Annotated in this window: 16 protein-coding genes; 4 read left to right on the top strand and 12 right to left on the bottom strand. The window is 31.5% G+C overall.

What is annotated here, in order from left to right; all coding sequences use genetic code 11:
* Positions 1-209 precede the first annotated feature (209 nt).
* From KDK92_RS13720 to KDK92_RS13710, 3 genes are read left to right on the top strand one after another with little or no spacing between them, the layout of a single operon-like run.
* Positions 210-593, top strand: coding sequence for a GntR family transcriptional regulator (locus KDK92_RS13720; protein WP_250859877.1), 384 nt, complete (start codon positions 210-212; stop codon positions 591-593).
* Entirely contained in the window at positions 590-1,456 is an 867-nt protein-coding gene (locus KDK92_RS13715) for an ABC transporter ATP-binding protein (protein WP_250859876.1), read from the top strand. The genes KDK92_RS13720 and KDK92_RS13715 overlap by 4 nt, the downstream gene beginning before the upstream one ends.
* Positions 1,446-2,093, top strand: coding sequence for an ABC-2 transporter permease (locus KDK92_RS13710; RefSeq protein ID WP_250859875.1), 648 nt, complete (start codon positions 1,446-1,448; stop codon positions 2,091-2,093). The genes KDK92_RS13715 and KDK92_RS13710 overlap by 11 nt, the downstream gene beginning before the upstream one ends.
* Before the next feature lie 324 nt (positions 2,094-2,417).
* Here the strand turns inward: KDK92_RS13710 and dnaJ are convergent, their stop codons facing one another.
* From dnaJ to gpr, 9 genes are all read right to left on the bottom strand, one after another.
* Positions 2,418-3,545, bottom strand: coding sequence for a molecular chaperone DnaJ (dnaJ, locus tag KDK92_RS13705; protein ID WP_250859923.1), 1,128 nt, complete (start codon positions 3,543-3,545; stop codon positions 2,418-2,420).
* Positions 3,546-3,639: 94 nt separating this feature from the next.
* The gene (gene dnaK / locus KDK92_RS13700) at positions 3,640-5,499 is read right to left on the bottom strand and encodes a molecular chaperone DnaK (RefSeq protein ID WP_250859874.1); all 1,860 of its coding nucleotides are present in this window, start codon (positions 5,497-5,499) and stop codon (positions 3,640-3,642) included.
* A gap of 104 nt (positions 5,500-5,603) precedes the next feature.
* Positions 5,604-6,254: a nucleotide exchange factor GrpE gene (grpE, locus tag KDK92_RS13695; RefSeq protein WP_250859873.1), complete on the bottom strand. Its 651-nt coding sequence runs from the start codon at positions 6,252-6,254 to the stop codon at positions 5,604-5,606.
* A gap of 18 nt (positions 6,255-6,272) precedes the next feature.
* Entirely contained in the window at positions 6,273-7,340 is a 1,068-nt protein-coding gene (gene hrcA, locus KDK92_RS13690) for a heat-inducible transcriptional repressor HrcA (RefSeq protein ID WP_338115260.1), read from the bottom strand.
* Between the two features lie 748 nt (positions 7,341-8,088).
* Complete coding sequence (gene hemW, locus KDK92_RS13685; RefSeq protein WP_476739434.1) at positions 8,089-9,222, bottom strand: radical SAM family heme chaperone HemW; 1,134 nt, start codon at positions 9,220-9,222, stop codon at positions 8,089-8,091.
* A gap of 45 nt (positions 9,223-9,267) precedes the next feature.
* A complete protein-coding gene (gene lepA, locus KDK92_RS13680) occupies positions 9,268-11,073 on the bottom strand; it encodes a translation elongation factor 4 (protein ID WP_250859870.1) in 1,806 nt (601 codons plus the stop codon).
* Between the two features lie 455 nt (positions 11,074-11,528).
* Positions 11,529-12,605: a stage II sporulation protein P gene (locus KDK92_RS13675; protein ID WP_250859869.1), complete on the bottom strand. Its 1,077-nt coding sequence runs from the start codon at positions 12,603-12,605 to the stop codon at positions 11,529-11,531.
* 191 nt (positions 12,606-12,796) lie between these two features.
* Complete coding sequence (locus tag KDK92_RS13670) at positions 12,797-13,885, bottom strand: stage II sporulation protein P (RefSeq protein WP_250859868.1); 1,089 nt, start codon at positions 13,883-13,885, stop codon at positions 12,797-12,799.
* A 102-nt stretch (positions 13,886-13,987) separates the two neighbouring features.
* The gene (gpr, locus tag KDK92_RS13665; RefSeq protein WP_250859867.1) at positions 13,988-14,962 is read right to left on the bottom strand and encodes a GPR endopeptidase; all 975 of its coding nucleotides are present in this window, start codon (positions 14,960-14,962) and stop codon (positions 13,988-13,990) included.
* Between the two features lie 481 nt (positions 14,963-15,443).
* Here gpr and rpsT point away from each other — a divergent pair, with 481 nt between their 5' ends.
* On the top strand, positions 15,444-15,707 hold the full coding sequence (gene rpsT / locus KDK92_RS13660) for a 30S ribosomal protein S20 (RefSeq protein WP_250859866.1): 264 nt from the start codon (positions 15,444-15,446) through the stop codon (positions 15,705-15,707).
* 187 nt (positions 15,708-15,894) lie between these two features.
* On the opposite strand, the gene holA is transcribed toward rpsT, so the two are convergent.
* The 3 genes from holA to KDK92_RS13645 all read right to left on the bottom strand — a co-directional run bounded on the left by holA (position 15,895) and on the right by KDK92_RS13645 (position 18,601).
* Complete coding sequence (gene holA, locus KDK92_RS13655) at positions 15,895-16,938, bottom strand: DNA polymerase III subunit delta (RefSeq protein WP_250859865.1); 1,044 nt, start codon at positions 16,936-16,938, stop codon at positions 15,895-15,897.
* Positions 16,935-18,263, bottom strand: a complete 1,329-nt coding sequence (locus tag KDK92_RS13650) for a ComEC/Rec2 family competence protein (protein ID WP_250859864.1) — start codon at positions 18,261-18,263, stop codon at positions 16,935-16,937. The genes holA and KDK92_RS13650 overlap by 4 nt, the downstream gene beginning before the upstream one ends.
* 65 nt (positions 18,264-18,328) lie before the next feature.
* Entirely contained in the window at positions 18,329-18,601 is a 273-nt protein-coding gene (locus KDK92_RS13645) for a holin (protein WP_250859863.1), read from the bottom strand.
* Between the last annotated feature and the right edge of the window lie 43 nt (positions 18,602-18,644).

Here is an 18,644-nt window from a genome sequence, read left to right as displayed (position 1 = left end):
AGAAGAATTATTATTCTAAATAACTTTTTAATCTTCCTAGATTGAACCATGTTTTTTTTAATCTCATTAAAGATATATTTCATGTAAAATATATGCTTTGATTTGTTTTTTTAATAGTTATATATTGACATTTTTTAAAATTAATTGTATATTATGTGTATGGTGTGTATGTTATACATTAACAGTTGTAAAAACAGAGAGGGGTTCTAATGAAAATTATTATTTCAAATGTAAGTGATAAACCTTTATATCAGCAGATAAAAGACCAAATTAAAGCTGCAATACTTCAGCGTGAGTTAAAAGAAGGAGAACTACTTCCATCAATACGAGGATTAGCAAACGACTTACATGTTAGTGTTCTTACTACTAGAAGAGTATATGACGAGCTCGAAACAGAAGGTTTCATTACAACAAAAATTGGGAAAGGTTCATTTGTAGCTTCAGAAAACCTTGAGCTTTTACAGGAATCCAAGCGGCGTATGGTGGAAGTGCAACTTACAGAAGCCTGGAACACTGCTCAATCCCTTGGAATTTCAAAAACTGAACTGTATTCAATGATGGATTTATTATTTGTAGAGGAGAATAAGAAATGAACAAAATTTTAGAGGTAAATGGACTAAAAAAAGACTTCGATACCTTTAGCTTGGATAATATAAGCTTTTCATTGCAAGAGGGTTGTATTACTGGTTTTATTGGTATAAATGGCGCAGGAAAAACCACAACAATAAAATCGATTCTTGGTCTAGTGTTAAAGGATTCCGGAAGTATTAAATTATTCGGAAAAGATGTTGATAAAAACGAAACAGCATTAAAAAATCATATCGGCTTAGTATTGGATGAAGGGTATTTCTATGAAGATATGACAATAAAGGAAATGAAAAGTGTTATTGCTCCAGCTTATTCAAATTGGGATGAATCTGTTTTTAAAAGCTATATAAAGCGCTTTCAATTACATCTCAATCAAGAAATTTCTACTTTATCAAAAGGTATGCGTATGAAGTTTGCTATTTCTTTGGCACTTTCCCATCATGCTGACTTGTTGATTATGGATGAGCCTACAAGTGGACTAGATCCGTTGGTGAGAAGAGAGTTAATGGATATACTTTTAGAGTTTATGAAAGAGGATGGCAAAAGTGTATTTTTTTCAACTCATATTACCTCTGACTTGGATAAAGTAGCTGATGTACTTATTTTAATTGATAAAGGTAAAATCCTTTTAATGGAAGAAAAAGATATATTGTTAGACACACATGGTTTTGTTAAGGGCGATAAGAAGATGCTTAATAAGCATACAAGGAAACTATTTTTAACATTACAAGAAACTGAATATGGTTTTGAAGGATTAACCAACAAAAAAAATGTAGTTCGCGAGCAAATGAATGGCGTGTTAATTGAAAGACCAACTATTGAAGATATAATGTTGGCATATATAGGAGGTAATGTAAATGTTGCTTAGCCTAGTAAAAAAAGATTTTATACTGGTAAAAAAGTATTTATTAATTTTGCTAATTTTTGCAGTTGGAGCACCAATTTTTATAACTACTAAAATTAATTTTAGCAGTGGTGGTTTTTTAGAATTCTTTATTACAGTAATTTTTATTGAATATATGTTATTCAATACAGTATCTATATCAGAAGATAAATATAAAGCTTCTGCCCTACTTTGTTCAACTCCCTATACACGAAATAGATTAGTAAAAGCAAAGTACTTATTTATCTTAGTAATTTTTGTTTGCATATATATTATATATACAATTACATCCTTTATAGTCCCCATAGGTATTGAGAGGCTAAATATTGTTACCCTTGGAAGAGCACTTTTAATCATAACTATTTTCTGGGGAATTATTATTCCAATTCAATATCAGTTTGGTTATGAGAAAACAAAATATATAGGATTTACTTTTATATTTCTGTCCCCTTTTGTAGTTCCAATTATAATACACTGGTTGCAATCTAAGAATATTAATTTCCAGATTACACTTCCTTTTCCTCAAATAATTCAAGATTTAATCCCATGTTTACTAGCACTTTTAATTGGCTTTACCTCTATGTTTGTATCTATAAATATTTATTCCAAAAAGAACTTATAATAATACCTGCTTATTATGTAGTTTATAATTATTACAATATATTAATTTTGTTAATTAATAAAAATAGTGTTGGAGAAATTTCAAATGGAATTAATTAAGTTTATATTAGCTTTTATTGTATTTATGTTTTTGTTTCGTCCAATAAGAAAGTTATTTATAAATGATTGATAGTAATGCATATTCATATCTCATGACTTAAGGTGCTTGTACATTTTTCAACATCATTTTAAAAAAGAGAGCTATCTATTCTTTTTAATACAATAAAAGCTTCTGCCCACCGGGCAGAAGCTTCCTTCATTCACAATTCTCAATTCACAATTTGTTTTACTTAAAGATATTCTTAAAGAATCCTTTTTTGTCCTCATCAGATCCATTGTATTCTTCTCCTGAAGCTTCCATATAACTCTTAAGAGCTTCCTCTTGCTTTTGGTTAAGTTTCTTAGGAATATCTACAATGATCTTAACATATTGATCCCCACGACCTCTTCCATTAACAACTGGCACTCCTTTACCTTTTAATCTAAAGACTGTACCAGCTTGTGTACCAGCAGGAACGTTATAAGTTACATCTCCATCAACCGTTGGAACATCAAGCGCCACTCCAAGAACAGCTTTCGGGAAAGAAATGTGTTCATCTATATAGATATCATATCCTTTTCTTTCAAACACTTTAGAAGGAGCAACTCTGATATTTACATATAAATCACCATTTGGTCCCCCATTAGTTCCAGGTTCACCTTGTCCTCTTAACGGCATCACATTTCCACTATCCACACCTGCAGGTATTTTAACTGAAATAGTTTTTTTCTTTTTAACTTTACCTACACCATGACATTTCACACATGGAGATTCAATAATCTTACCTTTACCACGACATTTATTACATGTAGTTTGAGTTGAGAATGAACCAAATGCAGTATTAGCTCTTTGCATAACAACACCGCTACCCCCACAAACATCACATGTTTTCGCTGATGTCCCTGGAGTTGCTCCACTACCCTTACAAGTATCGCAATTTTCATGTTTATTGATGGTTATTTCTTTTTCTACACCAAAAACAGCTTCTTCAAAAGTAAGATTTATTCTTGTTTCTATATCAGCGCCTTTTCTTGGAGCGTTAGGATTACTTCTACCACCGAATCCTCCACCTCTACCACCAAAAATATCACCAAATATATCACCTAAATCACCAAAATCAAATCCGCCGCCACCGAATCCACCAAACCCACCATCAAAATCTACAGTTCCATATTTATCAAATTTTGATCTTTTCTCTGGATCAGAAAGCACCTGATATGCTTCGTTTATCTCTTTAAATTTTTCTTCAGCTTCTTTATCATCTGGATTTCTATCTGGGTGATATTTTAAAGCCAGTTTTTTAAAAGCTCTTTTGATATCAGCTTCACTTGCATCTTTTTCAATCCCAAGAACTTCATAGTACTCTTTCGACATCTCTAGCAATTCACCACCTAAAATTAGTTTCTACTTAACAAATACATGTGTGTGTGGTACATGACCACACACACATTATATTACTATATCATAATTATTCTTTTACTTCAAAGTCTGCATCTACTACATTATCATCATGCTTAGGTTGTTCTGCTCCTGCTCCTGCTGCTCCTGCTGCACCAGCCATATCTTCTGGATTGAATCCAGCACCTTCTGGGTTAGCATCTTGATATAATTTAGCTGATACTGCATAGAATTCTTGTGATAATTCTTCAGAAGCTTTTTTAATTGCTTCCATATCTTCACCATCTTTAATAGCTTTAAGTGCATTTAATTTCTCATCTATCTTAGCTTTATCATCTGCTTCAATTTTATCTTTTAACTCTTCTAATGTTTTCTCAGTTTGGTAAACTAACTGCTCAGCATTATTTTTAGTTTCGATTTCTTCTGCTCTCTTCTTATCTTCTTCTTCAAATCTCTTAGCTTCATCAACAGCATTCTGTATTTCATCATCAGATAAGTTAGTTGAAGCTGTAATTGTGATGTTAGCTTCTTTTCCAGTTCCTTTATCTTTAGCAGATACATTAACAATACCATTAGCGTCGATATCAAATGTAACTTCGATTTGAGGGATTCCTCTTGGAGCTGGAGCGATTCCACTTAAAGTGAATCTTCCTAAAGTCTTGTTGTCACTAGCCATTTTTCTTTCACCTTGAACAACATTTATTTCAACAGAAGTCTGACCATCTGCAGCAGTTGAGAATGTTTGACTCTTCTTAGCTGGGATAGTTGTATTTCTTTCTATTAAAGGAGTTGCAACACTTCCTAAAGTTTCAATACCAAGTGTAAGAGGAGTAACATCAAGTAATAATACATCTTTAACCTCTCCAGTTAATACACCTGCTTGAATTGCTGCACCAACTGCAACACACTCATCTGGGTTGATTCCTTTTGATGGTTCTTTACCAGTGAACTTTTTAACAGCTTCTTGAACAGCTGGGATTCTAGTTGATCCACCAACTAAAAGTATCTTATCTATTCCATCTAAACTTAATTCAGCATCTTGTAAAGCTTTTCTCATTGGCTCAACTGTTCTTTGCACTAAATCATGAGTTAATTCATTGAACTTAGCTCTTGTGATATTTAAATCGATATGCTTTGGACCAGTAGCATCTGCTGTTATAAATGGTAAGTTTACATTTGTTTGCATTGAAGAAGATAATTCAATTTTAGCTTTCTCAGCAGCTTCTTTTAATCTTTGTAAAGCCATCTTATCATTTCTTAAATCGATACCATTGTCAGCTTTAAAAGTTTCAGCTAAGTGATTGATTAAAGCCTGATCAAAGTCATCTCCACCTAATCTAGTATCACCATTTGTAGAAAGAACCTCAAACACTCCATCTCCAAGTTCTAATATTGAAACGTCAAATGTTCCACCACCAAGGTCATATACAAGAACTTTTTGGTTTGTATCCATTTTATCTAAACCATATGCTAAAGCAGCAGCTGTTGGCTCGTTTATAATTCTTCTTACAACCAATCCAGCAATTTTACCAGCATCTTTAGTTGCCTGTCTTTCACTATCATTGAAGTAAGCTGGAACTGTTATAACTGCTTCTGTAACTGTCTCTCCTAAGTATGCTTCAGCATCCTTTTTAATCTTTTGAAGAATCATAGCTGAAAGTTCTTGTGGAGTATAATCCTTTCCATCTATGTTAACCTTATGATCTGTTCCCATTTCTCTCTTAATAGACATTATAGTTTTATCAGGGTTAGTAATTGATTGTCTTTTAGCAACCTGACCTACTAATCTCTCTCCATTAGCCTGGAATGATACTACAGAAGGAGTCGTTCTTGAACCTTCAGCATTTGAAATAACTACTGGCTCGCCACCCTCCATAACTGCTACACATGAATTTGTTGTACCTAAATCGATTCCTATTATTTTACCCATTTTATTTACCTCCTAATTTTACTGTTTCAATTTTAAATTTTCTAATTCGAAGTTAATATTCAAGTTTAATATTAATTCCATTTATATATTTATTAGCTACTTTATTAGTTAGCTACTTTTACCATACTAAATCTAAGAACTTTTTCTCCTCTAATATATCCTTTTTGGAATACTTCAATAATTTGACTTTCACCATAATTTTCATCAACTACATGCATAACAGCCTCATGAAAATTAGGATCAAATTTTTCTTCTGTGCTTATTTCCTTTATACCTAACTTCTCTAGAGAAGAATTGAATTGCTTTAATGTCATTTCAACTCCCTCTTTAAGTGAACTATCTTCATGAGTAAGAGCTAAAGCTCTTTCCAAATTATCAACTACAGGGAAAACCTCTTTAAGAACATCTGAACATGCATCAGTATATAATTGTTCTTTTTCTTTAACAGTTCTCTTTCTGAAATTTTCATACTCAGCAGTAGTTCTTATATGTGTATCTTGAACTGCTTTAAGTTTATTATTTAAAAGATTAACCTCTTCTAGATTTTTCTGATTTTCTTCCTTAAGTTTATTATATTTTTTTCCCATGTCGTCTTCTTCCATTCCTTCAAATTCTAGATCTTCATTCTTTTCACTGTTTTCTAGAGATTCTTCAACATCATTTTCTTCTTTTTCATCTACTTCACAATTTTCATTAGTTTCAAGATCTTTTTCGATTTCTTCACAAACATTATTCTCTTTAGAATTCTTTTCCACAACTATTCCTCCATATCATCATTCATTATCATAGTCATCCGAAGATTCTCTGTTATAAGATGTCTTTATATTTATATTTAACTCATTGACAATCTCATTCAAAGTAGCTATTACCTTTTCATAATTCATTCTTCTTGGACCAACAACTCCAATGGAACCTAAATCCCTTCCACCGATTTTGTAATTGGCAGTAATAATCGTACACTCTTTGACACTTTCAATATAATTTTCAGTTCCAATTGTTATTGATAAATTATTGTCCCCAACTTCAGGGCTTTTAATGAGTTCTTTTAAACTCTCCTCATCACTTAATAGATTTAAAAAATCCTTAGCTCTATCAACATCTTGGAATTGAGGGTAATCTAGTATATTTGAATAACCTTCTGTATAAACCTTAGACGGTTCTATACTTTTTAAACTCTTATAAAGAGCAGGTATAAGTGCCTTAAAAATTTCCTCATAATCTACTAAATCGTTCTGTAAATTATTAATTACTTCAAGATCAATATCATCGATAGTTAATCCAACAAGTCTTAGGTTAAGTATCCTATTTATCTTCTCTATGATTTTTTCATCAATATAATCTGTAACACTTATAACATTATTTCTTATAAGTCCACTATCAGTTACAAATACCATTAAAACATTTTGTTCATCTATTTGTAATATTTGAACTCTTTTTATAAAACTCTTTCTTACAGAAGGTGCTTTAACAATCGTTGCTAACTTAGTAATTTTAGAAAGCACAATAGTTGCCTCTTTTACCAATCTATCAACTTCATAAATAGCTGACGATAACATTCTATTTTTAATCATCATCTCTTCTTCAACAGGAAGCCTTTGAATGCTCATAAGTTTATCAACGTAAAGCCTGTATCCTTTATCAGAAGGAATTCTTCCTGAAGAACTATGTAGATGTTCTAAGTATCCCATTTCCTCTAAATCAGCCATTTCATTTCTTATTGTTGCTGAACTAATACCTATGTTATATTTTTTGGCCAATGTTCTCGAACCAACTGGTTCTCCTGTTTCGATATAATCTTTGATGATGGCCTCTAAAATCTTAAGTTTTCTTTCACTTAACACATTTACCACCTCTTTATTAGCACTCACCATTAACGAGTGCTAATGACTATAAATAAAAATTACCACTAAATTCATTTTAAGTCAAATCCATATTTTTTGTTTTTAAATTGATTTTCGCCTTTTATGCTCATTACATCAAAATATCTCTCTTTTTTTATCAATTACTTGATTTTATTCGCATTTTATCCACTTCCCATAATTCATCGAAATATAAGCTTGATTCCAAGCCATATTTCAGCTTTATGAACCAAATGTAAACTTTCAAAGCACTGCAGTTCTTTAAAATAAAATGAATAAAATTGTTCACATCATTACTTGTCTTTTATGTCATAACATATGAATATTTTGAATTAACTATATCTATAAGTTTTTATTGTCCTTATAAAAACTGTAATAATTAAATATCCAAGTATCATTTAAAAAACAGCTATAAATACTGAACCGCTCTCTAACAACACCCATATGGGATATGTTATAACATTATTAATAATTCCGTTGTTCATGTATAAATTAACCACGCCAAATGAAAGTATAATGATTGATATCTTACTATTATTAATTTGAAATTATTCTTTTTAATTTAACCCGTTAATTCAAAATGTAACTTTTACATTAAAAATGAAACAAGCAAATGCCTATTGTTTCCCTACAAAAAATAGGTTCTGACTTTAGTCAGAACCATCCATCATTCTACATTATCAATTATCAATTATCCATTATCCATTCTACATTTAGATAAAGCTCGCTTTTAAGCTTTATCCAATATAAAGTCGCTCATTACCATATTAGACAACTGAATTCCTTGTGGTGTAAGTTTTATATTCTCTCCATCATCTTCAATTAATTTATTATTAACATGCTTACTAATTATATCTCCATATATACTGTAAATGTCTTTTTCAAACCTTCTTTTAAAATTTAATTTATTAATTCCTTCAATTTTTCTTAATCCCATAAACATGAACTCTTCAATGGTATCTTCTAATGAGTTTTTGAATGAATCTACTGTTCCCGTTCCATTATTCTTAACTAGTTTGATATACTCTTCAGGATTACCAGTGTTTTGAATTCTTTTTCCATCAATAAATGAATGGGCACCAGAACCACATCCTATATAATCCTCTAAATTCCAGTAGACTAGGTTATGTTTGCACTCCATTCCTTCCCTTGAAAAATTTGATATCTCATATTGATTATATCCAACCTTTTCAAGGTACTCCTTTGTGTATTCATACATTTTTCTCTCAACTTCTTCACATGGAGTATCAAGTAACCCGTTCTTTTCTCTTCTATGAAATGGGGTCCCTTCTTCAACTATAAGTGAGTAAGCTGATATATGATTGATTTTTAAATCAACAGCTTTTTTTAAGCTTTCTTTCCATTGTTCCATAGTTTGCCCTGGTAACCCAAACATAAGATCAACATTAATATTATTAAAGCCTACTTCTTTGGCCATTTTATAGCTTTTCATGAATTCCTCTTCAGAGTGTATTCTTCCTATTCCCTTTAATAGTTCATTTTGAAATGCTTGTAATCCTATACTAAGTCTATTTACTCCCATTTTCTTGAACTCTTCTAACTTCTCTATTGTAAATGTTCCTGGATTCCCTTCTACTGTGAATTCACCATCTTTTGCTATATGAATATCTTCAAATGCTTCTTTCAGCATTAAAATACATTCATAAGACAAATAGGTGGGAGTACCCCCACCTATAAATATTGTTTTAAAAACAAAGTCTTTATATTCTTTTAACTCATTGCATAGGGCTTTAGTGTATTCCACCATAAGCCCTTCTTTTCCACTATATGATGGAAAATCGCAATAATCACATTTTTTCTTACAGAAGGGAATATGAACGTAGAGCGCTTTTTCCTGATTTATGCTCATACAACTCATCCTCCACTTAGGTATCTTCATATACCTTATTTATTTTTCATCAATCTTAAGTACCGCCATAAACGCCTCTTGTGGTACCTCAACTGATCCCATTTGTCTCATTTTCTTCTTACCTTTTTTCTGCTTCTCTAAAAGTTTCTTCTTTCTAGAAATATCTCCACCATAACACTTAGCAAGGACGTCCTTTCTAAGCGCTTTAACAGTAGTTCTAGCGATAACCTTAGCACCAATTGTAGCTTGTATTGGAATCTCAAATTGATGTCTAGGTATGATTTCCTTAAGTTTTTCAGCCATTGCTTTTCCTCTAGCATAAGCCTTAGACTCTGGAACGATCATTGAGAAAGCATCAACCTTTTCCTTATTAAGAAGAATATCAAGCTTAACAAGTGCAGTATCTTCATATCCTTTAAGCTCATAATCAAAGGAAGCATATCCTTTAGTTCTAGATTTTAAGTTATCGAAGAAATCATATACAATCTCATTTAAAGGTATTTCATAGTTTATTACAACTCTAGTTTGCTCAATATATTGCATATCTATGAATACGCCTCTTTTTTCCTGGCACAGCTCCATTATAGATCCAACGAAATCAGATGGAGTTATGATAGAAGCCTTTACAACTGGCTCTTCCATTCTTTTTATTTCTGAAGGATCAGGCATATTTGTAGGATTTGTAAGTTCAAACTTATCTCCATTAGTCTTTTCAATTTTGTATACAACGGATGGAGCTGTTGTGATTATATCGATATTAAATTCTCTTTCTATTCTCTCTTGCATAATCTCCATATGAAGTAATCCTAAGAAACCACATCTAAAACCAAATCCAAGAGCTAATGATGTCTCAGCTTCAAACTGAAGTGCAGCATCATTAAGTTGTAACTTCAATAATGCTTCTTTTAACTCTTCATATTTAGCTCCATCTACTGGATAAATACCACTAAACACCATTGGTACTGCTGGTCTATAACCTGGTAAACTCTCATCACATGGATTATTAGCTTCTGTTATAGTATCACCAACATGAGCATCTGCAACATTCTTTACAGAAGCACAAATGTATCCAACTTCTCCTGCAGATAATTCTGGCATTGCTCTATATCCTGGACTAAATACTCCAACCTCAACAACATCATAAACTTTATCTGATGCCATAAATCTAATCTTAGTTCCTTTTTTAACTGTCCCATCCATAACTCTTACATAACTTACAACACCTTTATAAGTATCATAAGAAGAATCAAATATCAAGGCTTTTAGTGGTTTATTCTCATCTCCACTTGGAGCTGGTACTTTCTCCACAACAGCTTCTAATACATCTTCAATATTCAACCCAGTTTTAGCTGAAATTTGTGGTGCTTCTGCCGCTTCTATACCAATTACATCTTCAATTTCATGTATTATTCTTTCTGGCTCTGCACTTGGTAAATCAATCTTATTTAAGACTGGTACAATCTCAAGATCATTCTCAACAGCAAGATATGTGTTTGCTAATGTCTGTGCTTGAATTCCTTGAGATGCATCAACTACAAGAACAGCACCTTCACAGGCTGCCAAACTTCTTGATACCTCATAGTTAAAGTCGACATGTCCTGGAGTATCAATAAGATTAAGAGTATACTCATGTCCATCTTTTGCTTTATAAACCATTCTGGCAGCTTGAGATTTAATTGTTATACCTCTTTCTCTTTCAAGTTCCATAGAGTCAAGTATCTGTTCTTCCATTTCTCTCTTAGTCAAAGTTCCTGTTTTCTCTAGTAGTCTATCAGCTAAAGTAGATTTACCATGATCTATATGTGCTATAATACAGAAATTCCTTATTCTCTCTTTGTTAAGCATCTTTAAACCCCCGTATCGTTTGTTTTTAATTTTAATTTCTTCATTATCTATGCTAAGGCATATCATTTATTATAACCTGAAAAATCAAACTATATATAAATGAGTTACCATAGATAATGGCATATTAATTTATTCTCTATAAATATAAATAAAAAGAAACCTAATATCATAGGTTTCCTACACTAAACTAAATTATATCATATTTCACTTACATTAAACAACACTTAAAAATAATTGAGAATGGGTGACGCCATGATTGGGCTATTTAAACAATTTATTCAAACTACTGTTCAATATATTGTTCTCACTCTTATGTCTTTCTTTAAAATGTCAGACTGTTTAAATAGTTCAAGGTCAAGGAACTCGGCGAACGAGCAGCGCAGTGTACGTATTTGGTACATGAGCAGCACAGAGAGCCGTAGTGACGCAGCGATTGGGCTATTTAAACAATCTGACTAAACCTCTGTGTATTTTTTGTATAGATACTCTGCCATAATTCTTCCAAGATATTTAGCAGTTTCTTTTGCTTCTTGGGGTTTATTTGTATGAGCTCCAACTTCTATTAATACTGCTCCTTTACTTTTATGTTGGTTGTAATAATTTATACCATGATTTCTATAGAACTCTCCTTCACCACGTAGCAAACTTGGATATAAACTATTTGTTATTTTTAATAAATCAGATGCTACTTTATAATTATCTTGAAAATGTTCATTTTCCCTTGCAAAAACAAACATTATCTTTGCTACATCCTTTCCATTTAGCCTTGTAGTAACTGCAGCTTTATTATCAACTGCATCTCTATGAATATCAATAACTAAATCCATATCACCATATTTATCAAGGTATTTTTCCATTGTCTTCACACTCTCATAGTATGCTTTATCATAGTCTTTATCATCATGAATTGTTGTATCATGAATCACCATTATTCCATAATTCTCCAATTCTTCTGTTAATGCATTTCCAACAGCTACAACGTTTTTGTCATTATCCCTTTCATCTGCTTTATTCGCTCCATACCCTTCTCCATTGTGAGTATGGTATATTAATACTTGAGGCTTGTTTGTTGGATAATTAAACACCAGCGCTGGATTATATACTCCAGCAACAAGATTTTTATCACTATATCTTCTATTCACTTTAATACCTCTATTTTCATATGTCCCGTAATCAAAACTGAACTCATCGTTGCCTGTATTTCTTTTGGGGTCTGCACCTGCTGAAGTTGCTATACTTTCATTATTTACACCTTGAGCTTGTACATAACCTACTCCCAACAAGTTAAGTTCTCTACTTAACCCACTTCCAATGATTTTGAATAATCTAGATGATGTACCACTCTTTCCTTCATTATATGCACTCTTCACATCCATAAGAGGTATTTCTCTTTGAAATGAATTTTCATAAAACCCACTAAGCAAATAATTCTTCATACCATCTCTACTCACTAATACCAGTGAAATAAGAATAACCAATAAACTTATAAATAATAATACTTTATATCCTCCACTTTCTACCCTTTTGTACAAGCAAATACCCTCCTTCAGTGACCATCTTTTTATTCCGAGGTAAACTTTCTCTATAAAACATGGTATGTTTAGGAGGGTAACTTTATTCTAATTTTTTTATTTTATAAAATGCAGCGCAATGTATACTTTTTGTCCTCAAGTAGCTCAGAGCGCAAAAGTGGCTCCATGATTAGGCTGTTTATTCAATTTTATTATACTTCAGTGTATTTTTTGTATAAATATTCAGCCATAATTCTTCCAAGATATTTAGCAGTCTCTTTTGCTTCTTGGGGTTTATTTGTATGAGCTCCAGCTTCTATTACTACAACTGCTTTACTTTTATGCTGATTTAAATGTCCTTTTGCACTATTATATATAATCTCTTGTTTTTCTCGAAGCAAACCTGGAAATAGTATATTTGTAATATTCAGCAAATCTGATTCTACTTTATAGTTATCCTTAAAATTTTGATTTCCCCTTTCAAGAACAAACATTATCCTAGCTACATCTTTTCCATTAATCTCAGTTGTAACTGATGATTTATTCTTTACATCATCTCTATGTAAATCTATAACTAAATCCATATCACCATATTTATCAAGGTATTTTTGTAAGGTTATTCCACTGTATTCGTAAGCTTTATTATAATCTATGTTATCATGAACCGTTTTATCATGAATTACGTTTATTCCGTAATTCTCTAACTCTTCTGATAATGCCTTACCAACTGCTACTACATTTTTTTCATTATCCCTTTCATCTGAATTATCTGATCCATATCCTTCTCCAGTATGAGTGTGGTATATTAATACTTGAGGTTTATCTTGAGGATAATCGAATATCAGTGCAGGGTTATATACCCCAGCAACAAGATTTTTCTTATTCTCATTCTCACTATATCTTCTATTCACTTTAATATTTCTATTTTCATATGCCCCGTAATCAAAAATGAACTCATTAATGCCTTCATTTCCTTTTTGGTCTGCACATGCCGAAGTTGCTATACTTTTATTATTTACTCCATTAGCTTGTACATAATCGATCCCTAACAAGTTAAGTTCTCTATTTAATCCACTTCCTATGATTTTGAATAATGTAGATGATGTAGCACTCTTTCCCTCATTATATGCACTCTTCACATCCATAAGAGGTATTTCTCTTTGAAATGAATTTTCATAAAACCCACTAAGCAAATAATTCTTCATACCATCTCTACTCACTAATACCAGAGAAATAAGAATAACCAATAAACTTATAAATAATAATACTTTATATCCTCCACTTTCTACCCTTTTGTACAAGTAAACACCCTCCTTCAGCACGGCTAACCATCTTTTTATTCGGAAGTAAACTTTCTCTATAAAACATGGTATGTTGAAGAGGGCATTTTTAGAATAGAAATTTTAGCTCAAGTAAGTATTTATATCATCTAATGTGAGTGCAGGTTGTAATGAAATATTTAAACCGTTGGCTATAATCTTCGCCATAGACTCAATTGTCATATCTACATCCTTTGGTGTTACCATTAAATTTCCAACATAAGGATTTAATATATCTTTAATCATTCTCTCTTTTTCTGCATCTCCAATATTTCCAAGAAAACTATAGAAATTCTCTTCTGCTTTAGAGAATTCTTTTATTTGATTAAGAACCAAATTAATAGTATCATATGCTATTGTTGCAGCATGAACAACTGTTGGTACTCCAATAGCTATTACTGGCACACCAAGGGCTTCTTCATTTATTTTCATTCGGTTATTCCCAATTCCACCTCCAGGAGATATACCTGTATTACTAATTTGAATTGTTCTGTTTACTCTGTGCATTTTTCTAGAGGCAAGTGCATCTATTGCCACCACTAAACTTGGCTTTATCTTTTCAACAATTCCTTTTAATATCTCTCCAGTTTCCATACCAGTAAGTCCAAGCACTCCAGGAGAAATACCACATACTGGTCTTATATTCTCATCAATCTCATCAGGAACAAGTTGCATTAAATGCCTTGTTATCATTATTTTTTCTACTACCTTAGGTCCCACAGCATCAGAGACTATATTCCAGTTACCAAGACCAACAACTAGAACCGTTTGGTTTTTTTCAACTTTAACAAGTGGTTCTAATTGCTTTGCCAATACCTGAGCAGCTTCCTCCATAGCTTCACCATCATACTGAACAAAGGGTGGAATTTCCATAGTAATATATGTACCTTTTGGTTTACCCATTGCCTTTTCGCCGGCCTGATTTGTGATTTTTACCTCTGTTATTTTTATATCCTCTTCTTCAAATTCATTAACATTTACACCTTCTAGCCTACTGGTAGTCTTCTCACTGTAGAGTTCCTTAGCTTCTAATGCTAAATCAGTTCTAATATTTATCATTATTTTACTCCTTTCTTTAATTATATAAAGTTAACTTTAGGGACTTTAAAATAAATAATTCGTCAATATGTCACTTCTATTTTCCCTTTGACGACCTTGATGGAACCCATATAAAACCTTGCTATTCAGGTCACTCATCGCCTTGTCACTGGAAAAAAACAAGTAACATCTTTGACTATATATTTATTTTAAAAACCCTTCTACTTCCATCAAATAGCCTTTAAATATATCGTTGATATTCTGAAGAATGAAGAATATCAACGATATTTATTCTTTTTTCTCTATTCTTTGTTCTTTTATATATAGTTATTCTTATATTTATTTTAATTAATATTCTATATTTTATACTTAACACTTGCAGTGTAATAACTTTAATGCTATAATAATCAGTGTTGAAAACACGATGATTATTCAAAAGACTTGATACGGGTTGTTGTTAAATCAACGTTTTCATTTTAATATATGTAAAGGTGGTGAAACAATGGCACATTCATTATCAGCTAAGAAGAGAATTAGAGTTACTGAAACTAAAACTCTTAGAAATACAATGATTAAGTCTGCTCTTAAAACTACACTTAAGAAGTTAAACGCTTCAATCGAAGCTGGAAACAAAGAAGAAGCAGCAGCAAACTTCAAAAGCGCTGTTAAAGCATTAGATATGGCGGCTAGCAAAGGTATCTTACATAAGAACAATGCAGCTAACAGAAAATCTAAACTAGCAGCTAAGCTAAGTAAAATGGCTTAATATAAATAAAAACAGCTAATTTAGCTGTTTTTTTATTTATATTATTTTATTATTTAGAAAATTGCGATTTTAGAATTGATAGCAAAGAGCTTAAAGGAACTGGCAAACTTAAGAATAAAAAGATTAAAATTTCACGAAGTGAAATGTCAATCTTTTTCCATTCTCAATTCACCCTTCTCCATTGCTTTTAAACCCTGAGGGTTTTTATCATAAACATTTCCATCTCAATGTTAGAATCAATAGTGCTTGATTTAAGAGTTCTTTCAAGCTTCAAACTCAAATCTAATATTTTTCTTAAACTCTCATTTTTAAATTTTTTACTCTGAATGCCCATCTTTTCACATATATAAGGATGCAGTCCTAATTCTCTTGAAATCTCATCATTCCTCTTACCCTTCTGATAAAGAAGCTTTATCTTCAATATCATACTATATTGTCTCTGTATCATTCTTAGTATTGATGTAGGTTTTTCCCCTTTAAATATCAGTTCATTATATATCTCGATAGCTTCTTTTATCTTTTTTTGAGATAGGTAATCCACTAAATTGAAAATATCATTATCACTCTTAGATGGAACTAACTTTTCTATATCTTTTCTTGTTATTGCTTCTCCATTAGTATAAGCAATTAGCTTATCTATCTCATTATTGATAATCTCCATATCATTTTCAACCATAGAGCAGAAAAAATTAAGATCACTTCTTTCAATTTTTCCACCTTTTGAATTAAACACATCTTTCACTTTTTTCTGAAGTGCTGCTCCTTTTAACTTTCCAACCGTCACTATTGTGGAATTTTTCTTAAACTTAGAAAGTTTCTTACTTGGCTTCTCTCTTGTATCTTTATATATATAATAAAAAATTAGTATAGTATTTTTAGGGATATTACCAGCATATTTCTGTAAATCCTCCACCAATGACTTCGATCTATTGTCCTTCTCACTATCTCTAAAGAAATTTGCCCTAAATACTTCTACCACTCTCACATTACTCATAAACGGCATTGTTTCACTTGAAGTGAATATTTCATCAAAGGTTGTCTTTTCTCCATCATATCTATTGAGATTAAAACTTTTCTCATCCTCTCTCAAATTAGCATTTATGATCATATTAACACACTCTTTTATTACCCTTTCATCACTTCCAGCAAAAATATAACAATTATCAAATTTCCCTTTTTGAATCTTACTTTTAAACGCTTCAACATCTATCATTTCATCTGCACCTCTCATGTCAACATTCTATCTTCCACACGTTTGTGTATATGATAGAGATATATCATTAAAAAAAATATCGCTAAATAAAGTATAGCATAATTATTATCCACCATTAAGACCATATGAGAGTATTTACTTAAGTAATTCGAAATAAACCTAAAAATCATTATAGTCAAATTATATATTTCACCTATTAACTCCCCAAATAACGGTATTTTACATAAAAACACTAGTATGAATGAAAAGACTATTACCATTATTCCAAAAGGAGCAATTATAAGATTACCAAGAAATACCCCAAGATTAACTTCATTAAACATCATGGCTGTATAAGGAATAACTAAGACTTGTGCACTTAAAATCAATGATAAACTCTTACTTAACCATATTGGGAAAAAAAGCATACATTCCTTTATCTTTTTTGAGAATATTACTATACCAATCAATGCAAAAAAAGATAGATGATATGATGTATTAAAAAGATAATAAGGCCTATATAAAAGAATAATAATACTAGAAAAAGCTAGTGCTGATGCATTATCATAGGTTCTTATAATCTTCTTTCCAAAGGCAAATACAATTAACATAAATACCGCCCTCAAGGCTGAGGGCGGTGACCCTATAATAAATGTATATACCATACAAACAGACAAAACTATAGATGATTTTTTTATGACACTTCCAATTATATTAAATATTATTATCATATGTAATCCTGAAACAGCTAAAATGTGTATTATTCCTAATCTCTTTAGCATCTCAGTTTCCTCATTATCCATGTACGTTCTATTCCCCAAAGCCATAGCGTTCACATATCCATATGCTTCTTTGGATAATATATTCTTAAGTCTTTCCCTTATCCCCTCAACCATCTTATTACTCCAATGAAGAAGAGCATACCCATTATTCTTCATTCTATAAACTTCATATTCTCCAACATATCCTCTTTGATAATCGGGAGAATATGTGAAATCACCCATTATTATAACTTTTTCACCAATATCCAAATTATTAGTACACCATAACAAAACCTTCTTGCCTCTTATCTCACCTTCAGTATACTTAAGAGTTTTATTTGTGATAACTATCTTATCATATATATCATTGGGTAAAAACACCTTAAAATAAGTTCTCACATTAAAAAAACCACATATCATTATTAATAATAGAACAACTGCTTTTTTCCTATATGAAACAATATATATTCCTATTATGTTCCCCAACAACATAACACCGAATATGACTATATTTTTCTGTTCTAATAAGTAAAGCAAACCACCCATATTAAAGAAAAAAGCGGCAATAACCATAGGCTTGCCATAGAATTCATCACTCTTCATAATATTCCTCCATGACTATTTCAACACCTATTAATTATTGCCACATAACATATTCTATAAACATGCTATTTATTTTTTCTGGATTCTTGAATACTACGTACCCCTTTCATAACCTCTTTTCCATTAGAATACAGTCCACTTGCACTTATGCCTATAACAACTCCTGCTAAAATCCCGTTCTTAATGTCCCCATTGCTAACAAATATAATTCCAAAAATAATCCCTATTCCTAAGGATATAAGAGGAAGAAATTTGCTTGATACTCCTGTTCTCTTGATTATATCAACTAAAATTGTAACAACTGGTATAAGAGCTATCCCCTGATATGTGAATTCCAAAAAGCCCCCCCCTTTTTCACATTACTCATTAAGGAAAACAAGT

Origin of the sequence: Oceanirhabdus seepicola (genome assembly GCF_023684385.1) — a bacterium.
Taxonomy (GTDB): Bacteria; Bacillota; Clostridia; order Clostridiales; family Clostridiaceae; genus Oceanirhabdus; species Oceanirhabdus seepicola.
Note: the sequence above shows the minus strand (reverse complement) of the source record. Positions and strands in the feature narration are given on the sequence as shown.